An 11,959-nucleotide genomic window follows, 5' to 3' on the forward strand; every position below is an offset into this window, starting at 1 on the left:
CCTATTATTTATTTAGTTTCCAGATGTCATTATTATATTCTGATATTGTTCTGTCAGATGAAAAGTAGCCTGCATTACTTATATTGACAAGCATTTTCTTTGCCCATTCAATTCGATTGCTATAATCTTTAAATGCACGTTCTTTGGATTCGACATAGTCTTTAAAATCCGGAAATGTCATAAACCAATCTTTATTTAAAAGTTCATTTTTAAGACGTTCAAGATTTTCTTTGATTCCAATTGAAAGCAATTCTTTTCCTGTAATAAAATCCACAGCTTCTTTTATATTTTTATCTTTTAGGTAATAATCCTTTGGATTATAATTTCCTTGTTTATAACGATTTACAACTGTTTCACTGGAATCACCGAAAATATAAATATTTTCATCTCCTACCAGCTGGTGTATCTCAACGTTTGCTCCGTCCTCAGTTCCTAGTGTTACAGCGCCGTTAAGCATAAATTTCATATTTCCAGTACCGCTTGCTTCCTTTGACGCTAATGAAATTTGTTCTGATATATCACATGCAGGAATCAGATGTTCAGCATTTGTTACATTATAATTTTCTACCATGATAACTTTAAGAAAAGGACTAACCTGACTATCATTATTTATCAACTGTTGAAGACATAAAATAAGGTGAATAATGTCCTTTGCTATAACATATGCGGGAGCAGCTTTTGCCCCGAAAATAATTGTTATCGGTGTATCAGGTTTGACGCCTTTTTTTATTTCAAGATATTTGTGAATAACATACAGTGCGTTCATTTGCTGACGTTTATATTCATGAAGTCTTTTTATTTGTATATCAAAAATAGTATTTTCATTTATTTCAATATTATGATTTTTCAGTATATAATTTTTAAGCTTCTTTTTATTGTTATGTTTGATTTCAAGTAGTTTATTCAGAACATTTTCATTATTTGCAAATTCTTTAAGTTTATTTAATTCAGATGCGTCGTTTTTGTAACCGTTTCCTATAAGCGATGTTATAAATTCAGAAAGCTCTGGATTGCAGTGCAGCAGCCATCTGCGGAATGTAATGCCGTTTGTTTTGTTATTGAATTTATCGGGATAAATATTATAAAAATGGTTAAGTTCATTTTCTTTTAAAATGTCTGTATGAAGAGAAGCTACTCCGTTTACACTGAAAGTGTAATGAATATCTATGTGAGCCATGTGAACATTATCGTTTTTATCTATTATATAAACCTTGTCGTTTTCATATTTTCTTCTTACTTTATTATCCAGAATTTCAATAATCGGTACAAGCTGAGGCACGACCTTTTCCAGATATTCTATCGGCCATTTTTCTAATGCTTCAGCAAGAATAGTGTGATTGGTATATGCACAGGTCCTGCTTACAATATCTATGGCTTTATTCATTTCTATTCCGTACTCTGTCAGAAGTCTGATAAGCTCCGGTATTACCATCGTAGGATGTGTATCATTTATCTGTATTACAGCATAATCGGGCAGATCATATAAATTACTTCCTCTTTGTCGGCATTCATCAAGTATTAATCTTACACCGCTGCTGACCATAAAATACTGCTGATAAATACGCAGAAGTCTGCCTGATTCATCACTGTCATCAGGATAAAGAAATAAAGTAAGATTTTTTTCTATATCCTTTTTATTAAAATTAATACCGTTTTCTACAATGGATTCATCAATACTTTCAATATCAAAAAGATGAAGTTTATTTGTTCGATTATTATAACCGGTTATATTTATATCATAAAGCCGTGATTTAACTGATAAATCTTTAAAATTAATTGTATAACATATATCGGTTTTGGTAAGCCAGCTTTTTTCTTCAATCCAGTTATTAGGATATTCAGATTGTAAATTATTTTCAAATTTCTGTCGGAATAACCCATAATGATAATTAATACCTATTCCATCACCGTTTAATCCAAGTGTGGCAATAGAGTCCAGAAAGCATGCTGCCAGTCTGCCTAAACCTCCGTTTCCAAGCGACGGCTCCGGTTCAATTTCTTCAATATCAATTATATTTTTACCATTAGATTCTAACTGTTGTTTAACTTCGTCGTAAATTCCAAGATTGATTAAATTATTTGACAGTAATTTACCTATAAGAAATTCAGCAGAAATATAGTATAGTTTTTTCTTTTCACTTTTTTTAAAAAGTTTTTTTTCTGACATATTCTGTACAGTTTCAAGCAAAGCATAATAGATTTCCTTATTTGTACAATCAGAAACAGATTTATTGTATTTTAATTTCATTATTTCATTTAAATTCATAATGAATCATCCTTTCATAATACCGTTTAGAAAAAATATGGAATAGTTAAAATTATTTTATCCTTCATTGTAAATAAATATACTTTGTTTGAAAATTAAAAAATTCAATTGATTTAATTACAAAAAACACCATAACGGAATTTATTCCGCCATGGTGTTTATATAATATTAAAAATTATCTTAGATTACTGTATCCCATAAGATAATTATCCACTGCTTTTGCAGCTTCCCGTCCTTCACGTATTGCCCATACGACCAACGATTGACCTCTGTGCATATCGCCTGCCGTAAATATTTTTTCTACGTTTGTCTGATATTTATCTAATGAATCTGTTGCGACGTTGGTACGGTTGTCTAGCTTAACGCCGAATGCATCGGTAACATATGATTCAGAGCCTAAAAATCCTGCTGCAATCAAAACAAGGTCTGCCGGAAGAATCTGTTCGCTTCCGGAAATTTCTTCCATACGAATTCTGCCTGTGACTTTATCTTTTACCGGTTGAAGCTTTATTGTTTCAATAGAGCGTACATGACCTGTTCCGTCCTGGATAAATCGTTTAACTGTTGTCTGATAAATTCTGGGGTCTCTTCCGAATACTGCAATTGCTTCTTCCTGACCGTAATCAGTTTTGCAGACTTTAGGCCATTCCGGCCAAGGATTATCGTCTGCACGATTATCCGGAAGCTTAGGCATCATTTCAAGTTGTATAACAGACTTGCAGCCATGTCTGATAGCTGTACCGACGCAATCGTTGCCGGTATCGCCGCCACCGATTACAATAACATTTTTATATTTAGCACTAATATAGTAACCGTCCGAAAGATTTGAATTAATAAGACTTTTAGTTGTTGCTTTCAGAAAATCAAGTGCGTAATATATACCGTTTGAATCTCTTCCGGGAGCTTGAATATTTCTTGGATTTGAAGCGCCGCAGCAAAGAATTACTGCGTCAAATGACTTCATAATTTCTTCAGCTGAAACATCTTTGCCCACATTTATTCCTGTACGGAAAATAACTCCTTCTTCTTCCATTAGCTTTACACGGCGTTCAATAACCGTTTTTTCAAGTTTCATGTTTGGAATTCCGTACATAAGAAGACCGCCTGCACGATCCTCACGCTCAAATACCGTTACTGTATGCCCACGCTTATTTAAACGCTGAGCAGCTGCGAGTCCGGCAGGACCGGAACCGATAACCGCAATTTTTTTATCTGTACGAACATTCGGAATATGTGGTTTCATCAATCCGTGTTCAAAAGCGTATTCTATAATTGCGTATTCATTGTCTTTTACCGTAACCGGATCGTCATGAAGTCCGCATGTACAGGCTTTTTCACACAAAGCCGGGCAGACCCTTGATGTGAATTCCGGAAAACTGTTAGTAAGGGTAAGTCGTTTAACAGCGCCGTCCATATCGCCTGTAAAAAGCAGATCGTTCCATTCCGGACAAAGATTATTAAGCGGACATCCTGATACCATTCCGCCAATTGGTTTTCCGTACTGGCAGAATGGAACGCCGCAGTCCATGCATCGTGCCGCTTGTTTTTTGCGTTCATTCATTTCCATCGGCGTATGAAATTCACGGTAAGTTTTTATACGTTCCAGAGGCTCCTGTCCGGAATTTTCTTTTCTGTCGTAATCAAGAAATCCTGTTGCTTTTCCCATTTTACGCCCTCCTGTTTATTTTATATTGGCATAGAAGGCTTCAATTTTTGCCTCTTCATGGCTCATGCCATCTGCCTCAAATTTATTAATACTCTTAAGCATTCTTGCATATTCGTGAGGAATGATCTTTTTAAATTTCGGAAGATATTCGTCAAAATTATCAAGTATTTCCTTTCCTCTGACAGAACCGGTAAGCGATGTGTGTTCTTCAATAAGTGATTTCAGCTGTTGTATGTCTTCCGACACCGTTACCTTACTGAATCCTACCAGTGATTTGTTAAGCTTTGTATAAAGATCACTTTCCTCGTCAAGAACATAAGCAATGCCTCCGCTCATTCCGGCGGCAAAATTTTTACTTGTTTTGCCGAGAATAACAGCACATCCGCCTGTCATGTATTCGCAGCCGTGGTCGCCGACGCCTTCAACTACTACTGTAGCTCCGGAATTTCTTACACAGAAACGTTCTCCCGCTACACCGGCAATAAATGCTTTACCGCTTGTAGCACCAAAAAGTGCAACATTACCGATAATTATATTTTCATCTGCTTTGTATTTGGCTTTTGCCGGAGAATATACAATAAGCTTTCCGCCGGAAAGTCCTTTTCCGAAATAATCGTTGCTATCGCCTTCAAGTTCAAGAGTAAGACCCTTTGGAATGAATGCTCCGAAGCTTTGACCTCCCGAACCATGACATTTAATAACATATGTGTCATCTTCAAGAGTATTATAATATTTTCTTGTGATCTCAGCGCCGAACAGAGTTCCTAGAGTACGGTTAAGGTTGCTGACATTCAGTTCGATAGTTTTAGGCTCTTTTGCAGCAAGTGCGTCTGACATTTCGGGTATAATTACTTTTTCATCAATTGTTTCATCAAGCTTGAAATCAAATGTATCTTCAGGACAGAACCGTATACTGTTTTTATCGTTCATATCAGAATTATCAAGTATATCGGACATATCAATTTTATTTGCCGGATGTCCCTTAGGGAATGATTTCTGAACCAGAAGATCTGAGCGACCGATAAGCTCGTCAACTGTATGAACGCCAAGCTTTGCCATATATTCACGCATTTCCTGTGCGATAAAGCGCATAAAGTTAACAATATATTCAGGCTTACCTTTAAAACGTTTTCTTAATTCAGGATTTTGTGTTGCAACACCTACAGGGCATGTATCAAGATTGCAGACACGCATCATAACGCAACCCATAGTTACCAGAGGAGCAGTTGCAAAACCGTATTCCTCAGCGCCCAGCATCGCAGCGATTATAACATCACGTCCGGTCATCATTTTGCCGTCTGTTTCAATAACGACCTTTGAACGCAGTCCGTTCATGATAAGAGTTTTATGTGTTTCAGCAAGACCAAGCTCCCATGGCAATCCGGCATTGTGTATAGAACTGCTTGGTGCAGCACCTGTACCTCCGTCATAACCCGAAACTAAAATAACTCCAGCACCGGCTTTGGCAACGCCTGCTGCAATGGTACCTACTCCGGCTTCAGAAACAAGTTTTACTGAAATACGGGCTTTTTTATTGGCATTTTTAAGGTCATAGATAAGCTGTGCCAAATCTTCAATTGAGTAGATATCGTGATGCGGCGGAGGCGATATGAGAGCAACCCCCGGAGTTGAATGTCTTGTTTTAGCAATCCAGGGATATACTTTTTTAGCCGGAAGATGTCCGCCTTCTCCGGGTTTTGCACCCTGAGCCATTTTAATCTGGATCTCTTTGGCAGATGTGAGATATTTTGAAGTAACCCCGAAACGTCCGGACGCTACCTGCTTTATAGCAGAGCATTTATCAACTGCTCCTCCGCTTGTAATAATTCGTTCAAGGTCTTCTCCGCCTTCACCGCTGTTGGATTTACCTCCAATACGGTTCATAGCAACAGCCATACATTCATGCGCTTCTTTGGAAATTGAACCGTATGACATTGCGCCTGTTTTAAAACGATGCATTATGCTTTCAACGCTTTCTACTTCTTCTATTGGAATTCCGCCGTTGTCATCATATTTAAAATCAAGAGTACTGCGGAGAGTGAGATTTTTATCTTCAGCGTTAAGGCATTCTGAATATTGTTTATAAAGATCATAATCGTCTTTCCATGCAGCCTGCTGCAGCAGATGAATTGTCTGTGGATTATACATATGCTCTTCCTGACCGCTTCTTGATTTATGACTTCCTACACTTTCGATTGATTCGTTAACAGTAAGATTGCACGGATCAAAAGCGGCGTCGTGAAGTGAAATGACACGTTTGCTGATGTCGTCTAAATCAATACCTCCGACACGGCTTACAGTGTCAGGGAAGAATTCATCACGAACGCTTTTACTTATACCCAACGCTTCAAACATTTTAGAACCCTGATATGACTGAATTGTTGATATTCCCATTTTAGAAGCGATCTTAACAATACCGCTTATAATTGCCTTTACATAAGCATTTGAAGCTTCTGTATATTCTTTGTCAATAGAGCCGTTAGAAACCATATCATATAATGTATCTAACGCAAGATACGGATTAACAGCGCTGGCGCCGAATCCCAGTAGGGTAGCAAAGTGATGAACTTCGGTAGGTTCGCCTGTTTCAACAATAATTGAAACAGCTGTATTTTTTCTTGTTTTTACCAAATATGTTTCCAGTGCGGCAACAGCCAAAAGGGATGGGATTGCAATATGATCCTGATCAACACCCCAGTCTGTCAGAATTAGAATAGCCGCACCATTTTCGTGAGCCTTATCTGCCTGAACATAAAGATTTTCTATAGCGTCATGAAGTGAAGTATCCTTAGTATAAAGCATTGAAATATCCGCAGTTTTCAGACCGTTAATTTTTGCGCTTCTGATTTTCAGCAGATCAAGATTTGTCAATACTGGGTTTTTAACCTTGAGTACACAGCAGTTATCTTCTTCTTCCTGAAGAATATTGCCCGATGCACCCAGATAAACTGTAGTATCTGTAATAACTGATTCACGTATACAGTCGATAGGCGGATTTGTTACCTGTGCAAATAGCTGCTTGAAGTAATCAAATAGGGGAGGATTCTTTTTTGAAAGTGCCGGGACAGGAGTATCAACACCCATTGCCGCAGTGGGTTCCGTACCGTTTAAAGCCATAGGCAGCATAACACTGTGAATGCTTTCATATGTATAGCCGAATGAGCGCTGTAAACGTTCAAGCTGTTCGCCTGAATTTCTGTATGGACGTTTATTCGGCACTTTAAGTTCTTTCAATGGATAAAGATTATGATCGAGCCATTCTCCGTAAGGCTGTCTCTTACTATAAAAATCCTTGATTTTTTCATCTTCAACAAGTTCTCCTTTAACAGTATCAACAAGAAGCATTTTTCCAGGATGAAGACGTTCTTTCTTCACAATAGTTTCAACAGGAATATCAAGCGCTCCTACTTCTGATGAAAGAATAAGATATTTGTCACCGTTTTTATCATTAGTAATATAATATCTTGAAGGACGCAGACCGTTACGGTCAAGAACTGCGCCGAGCAGATCGCCATCTGAGAAAATAATTGATGCAGGACCGTCCCATGGTTCCATCATTGTTGCATAATACTGATAAAAAGCGCGTTTTTCACGGCTCATCATTTCTGTATGCTGCCAAGGCTCCGGAATAAGAGCCATTACAGCCAGCGGCAAATCTACGCCTGCCATATTCATAAATTCAAGGGTATTGTCAAGGCGTGCAGAGTCGGAACCGCTTACGTCAAGAATAGGAACGATGTCCTTCATTCTGTCATTTATATATTCGCTTTTCAGTATAGATTCACGGCTGAGCATTTTGTCAACGTTACCTGTTATTGTATTGATTTCTCCGTTATGTACCATCATACGGTTAGGGTGCGAACGCTGCCAGCTTGGGTTTGTGTTTGTACTGAAACGCGAATGAACAATACCGATAGAAGAACGATAATCCGGACTGTTAAGATCTTCATAGAACATTCTGAGCTGATTTACCAAAAACATTCCTTTATATACAATAGTACGGCTGGAACATGAAACAACATATGTTTCCTTTTCACGTTTTTCAAAAACCATTCTGGCTATATAAAGTTTACGGTCAAATGCAATACCTTTTTCACAGCTGTCCGGTTTTTTAATAAATGCCTGCATAATGTTAGGCATGCTTTCAAGAGCTTTTGTTCCCAGAACCGAAGGATCAACCGGTACTTTACGCCAACCCAGTAATTCAAGATTTTCTTCTTTTAAAACCTTTTCAAATGTTTCCATTGCTTTTTGGCATTTTGTTTCGGATTGTGGGAAAAAGAACATTCCAATACCGTATTCACGCTTTCCGCCGATGGAAATACCATCTTTAACTACAGCCTTTGAGAAATAATTATGTGAGATTTGAAGAAGAATTCCTACACCGTCTCCGGTTTTTCCTTCAGCATCTTTTCCGGCCCTGTGTTCCAGAGTTTCAACAATACGAAGGGCGTTATCAACAACTTTGTGATCTGCTTTTCCGCTCATGTTTACAACTGCACCGATACCGCAGTTTTCGTGTTCAAATTTTGGATCATAAAGACCGTGTTTTGCGTAAGGCTCCTGAGTTCTGTAATTATCCATAGCCACTGCTCCTTTATACAAATGATATTTTTCATAATTATCAGTTTTTATATTATATATTGTATTTGAATAAAAAATACAATAGCTCATACAGACCATAAACTTAAATGTCATAGTCTGCATGAGCGTCATTGCCCGATATTTAATTATGAATTGTAAAGAATCATTCTTTATTTCTATTGTACACTAAAATTTCAAATATGTAAATAGGAAATTTAAATTTTTTCTAAAAAAATAAAGTTTTTTTATTTTTTTTCTTTTTTAAATCGATTTAAGGTATTATTTGTTTAAAAAAATATAGTTTTTCACTAAAATTATTTAATGATAAAAAGTCTAAAAAACTTATTTAAGGCTAATAAAAACATCTATATGCTGCAAATAATTAAATAATTAAAAGAATATTTTACTAAATTAGATTTGCATTTTGTCAGTAATATTTTTATAATTCAATAATACCTTTGTTTAATTCGTAGAAAAATCAAGCATTTTTTTACTATTCGACATTTGTTTATTGACATTATGTAATTAATATTATATAATTTATTTAAAGTGAATTTTTGTAACTTTTATTAAACATATTTTTTTAAGAAATATATTTTTTGGGGGAGAGGAGATTATTTTGAGAGTAAATATTGCAGTTGAGGAAAGAAAAGAACTTTCCAATACTATTTACATAAACAGAACAAGAGTGAAACCTAAGCCGGTTTACGATTTTTTTAAAAGATTGTTTGACATTCTGTTTTCAGGCGTGGCTTTAATAGTACTTAGTCCTGTTTTTTTTATTTTGGCAATAATTATAAAAATTGGTGATAAGGGTGATGTGTTATATTCACAGAACAGAATAGGAAAGTCTGGTAAAACAATTAAAATATATAAATTCAGAAGTATGAAGATGAATGCTGATTCATTGGAAAATATGTTGACTCCTGAAGAATATGCTCTTTATAAAAAAGAATATAAGCTTGACAATGACCCGAGAGTTACCAAAGTCGGTTCTTTTTTAAGAAAAAGTTCATTGGATGAACTGCCTCAGCTAATTAGTATATTGAAAGGTGATATGTCTATTGTTGGACCAAGACCTGTTTTACCAAGCGAACTTGAAGAAAATTATACTCCGTTTCAAATTCAAGTTTTAAATTCGGTAAAACCGGGACTGACAGGATATTGGCAGGCTTATGCCAGAAATAATGTTGGTTACGAAAATTTTGAACGACAGAAAATGGAACTTTTTTATTGCAGAAAAAGAAGTTTTATTTTTGATATAAAAATTATTTTTAAAACATTTTTATCTGTGTTAAAAAGAAATGGAGCAAAATAATTTCTCAATAAATTATGCTGTAAAATGGATGTAGTGGTTATTAATGAATAATAAAACAATATATAAACGTGCATTAAAGCTTGCAGTTCCCATGATGATTCAAAACGGCATTACAAATATGGTAAGTCTGATAGATAATGTTATGGTTGGAAGCTTAGGTACTGAAGCTATGACAGCAGTTTCTATTGTGGGGCAGCTTATTTTTGTTTTTAATTTGGCAATATTCGGAGGATTGTCTGGACCTGGAATTTACGGAGCACAGTTTTATGGGCAAAATAATATAGAAGGTGTCAGAAATACTTTCCGTATTAAGCAATGGATATGCGGATTTTGTCTTTTAATTGGATTATCTGTTTTTATTTTTAAAGGCGAAGCGTTAATCGGATTGTATTTACATGGAGAAAGTGATATTGTAGATCCTGTAATGACTATGAAATATGCAAAGCAGTACCTAACAATTATGCTGGGAGGTTTGCTGCCGTTTGCTGTAACTCAGATTTATGCAAGCAGTTTACGTGAAACAGGAGACAGTATTAAGCCGATGGTTGCGGGTGTCTCGTCTGTAGTTATAGATATTGTATTTAATTATATGCTGATTTACGGTCATTTCGGAATGCCTAAACTGGGAGTTCAAGGCGCTGCTCTTGCTACTGTTTTGGCTAGAGTTGTGGAAATGTGTATAGTTGTAATATGGTCTTTTGCAAGGAGAAAAAAGCATAAATTTTTACAGGGAATATACCGGACATTTTTAGTTCCGAAAGAGCTTACTGTTAAAATTATTAAAAAAGGACTGCCCATATTTTTCAACGAATTTTTATGGGCAGGAGGACTTGCAGCATTAACACAGTGTTATTCTACACGCGGTCTTGAAATTATTTCGGGATTGAATATTTCAAATGCAATATGTAATTTGCTTAATGTTGTGTTTGTTGCATTAGGATCGGCTATAGGCATTCTGATCGGTCAGACTTTGGGTGCGTCACAATATGAAAAAGCCAAAAAAGATTCGTTTCATCTTATGTGGTTTACAGGTATAATTTGTATTATTCTCACAGTAACCTTAATTTCTGTTTCAGGAATTTTCCCGGAATTTTATGATACTACCTATGAGATTAAACATTATGGTCAATGGTTTATAATTATTACTGCTTTGTATTTCCCGATTCAGGGATTTTTAAATGCATTGTATTTTACCTTACGCTCCGGAGGAAAAACGCTTATTACCTTTTTCTTTGACAGTGTATATTCATGGGCTGTTACTCTTCCAATTGCCTTGATTCTCTGCAAATTAACAGATCTTCATATTTTTGCAGTATATGCTATTGTACAGTCAGCAGATATAATTAAAGTTTTTATCGGTTATATTTTAATAAAAAAGGGAATATGGATCAGTAATTTGGTAGAAAGTGTAAATGAATAAAAGTTAATCAAGTATTCATAGAGAACGTATTTTGTTTTCTATGAATATTTTTATATAAAAGCTCTTTAAAGAATAGTTTATTAAATAAAAAGAGTTAATGTGTGAACATTAACTCTATAAATCATCTGGATCAAAAATTTCTTCTTCATTATTTAAAGCAAAGTTTAATATTTTACTATAAAAACCGGTTGGATTAATCATAATATTTTTTCCAAGCAACTCAGCTTGGCTCAAATCCGGTGCAAATAGCTTTAAATCCATCAAGTCATCACCAATGTCAAGACAACGGCAATGAACATAATATCCTTTTTCGAGTTTTATATACTCTATTTTGACTTCATTTTCATATTTTATTCGTGCAAAATACTTTAAAGCAGCTTGAACGATTTTATCTCTATATGATTTAGGTACATACCCTCTTAAAGTTTTAGCACAATTTCTGCCTTTTTCTGTTAATTCAAATAATTTAATATTATTATCATTGTTAACCTTTATAGAATCATTTTTTATGAGATAATCTATGGCATCCTGATAAAAAAAGTAATTTATAATTTCCGTTCCAACTGCTATGTCATATAATTGTTCAGAATCAATAGGCTTATTTATTCTATATAATAAATAGCATATAAGAATTTTCACTGTCTGAATATCTTTTAATTCAGGCGATGCTGCTTCAGACATTCTTGTAAAATTTTCCATAATAAT

The 11,959-nt window shown here is 35.3% G+C and carries 6 protein-coding genes; 2 read left to right on the forward strand and 4 right to left on the reverse strand.

Annotation, left to right across the window (positions count from 1 at the left end):
• Positions 1-4: 4 nt before the first annotated feature.
• The 3 genes from OCV67_RS00915 to gltB form a co-directional block, all read right to left on the reverse strand.
• Positions 5-2,266, reverse strand: coding sequence for a glycogen/starch/alpha-glucan phosphorylase (locus OCV67_RS00915; RefSeq protein WP_147641972.1), 2,262 nt, complete (start codon positions 2,264-2,266; stop codon positions 5-7).
• 175 nt (positions 2,267-2,441) lie between these two features.
• Positions 2,442-3,932 (reverse strand): glutamate synthase subunit beta, encoded by a 1,491-nt coding sequence (locus OCV67_RS00920; RefSeq protein ID WP_147641973.1) that lies wholly within the window; start codon positions 3,930-3,932, stop codon positions 2,442-2,444.
• Between the two features lie 15 nt (positions 3,933-3,947).
• Positions 3,948-8,516, reverse strand: a complete 4,569-nt coding sequence (gltB, locus tag OCV67_RS00925; protein ID WP_147641974.1) for a glutamate synthase large subunit — start codon at positions 8,514-8,516, stop codon at positions 3,948-3,950.
• Positions 8,517-9,135: 619 nt separating this feature from the next.
• Here gltB and OCV67_RS00930 point away from each other — a divergent pair.
• Positions 9,136-9,834, forward strand: a complete 699-nt coding sequence (locus OCV67_RS00930) for a sugar transferase (RefSeq protein ID WP_262644136.1) — start codon at positions 9,136-9,138, stop codon at positions 9,832-9,834.
• A 43-nt stretch (positions 9,835-9,877) separates the two neighbouring features.
• Positions 9,878-11,254 (forward strand): MATE family efflux transporter, encoded by a 1,377-nt coding sequence (locus OCV67_RS00935; RefSeq protein ID WP_147641975.1) that lies wholly within the window; start codon positions 9,878-9,880, stop codon positions 11,252-11,254.
• A gap of 114 nt (positions 11,255-11,368) precedes the next feature.
• Here OCV67_RS00935 and OCV67_RS00940 read toward each other — a convergent pair whose 3' ends face one another.
• A complete protein-coding gene (locus OCV67_RS00940; protein WP_147641976.1) occupies positions 11,369-11,953 on the reverse strand; it encodes a DUF4364 family protein in 585 nt (194 codons plus the stop codon).
• Positions 11,954-11,959: the final 6 nt, after the last annotated feature.

It is taken from the genome of Porcipelethomonas ammoniilytica (assembly GCF_025567485.1).
Classification (GTDB): domain Bacteria; phylum Bacillota; class Clostridia; order Oscillospirales; family Ruminococcaceae; genus Porcipelethomonas; species Porcipelethomonas ammoniilytica.

Bases quoted from the DNA above. Each gene is read 5' to 3' on its own strand.
- OCV67_RS00915 (WP_147641972.1), bottom strand. From the start codon at position 2,266: ATGAATTTAAATGAAATAATGAAATTAAAATACAATAAATCTGTTTCT.
- OCV67_RS00920 (WP_147641973.1), bottom strand. From the start codon at position 3,932: ATGGGAAAAGCAACAGGATTTCTTGATTACGACAGAAAAGAAAATTCC.
- gltB (WP_147641974.1), bottom strand. From the start codon at position 8,516: ATGGATAATTACAGAACTCAGGAGCCTTACGCAAAACACGGTCTTTAT.
- OCV67_RS00935 (WP_147641975.1), top strand. From the start codon at position 9,878: ATGAATAATAAAACAATATATAAACGTGCATTAAAGCTTGCAGTTCCC.
- OCV67_RS00940 (WP_147641976.1), bottom strand. From the start codon at position 11,953: ATGGAAAATTTTACAAGAATGTCTGAAGCAGCATCGCCTGAATTAAAA.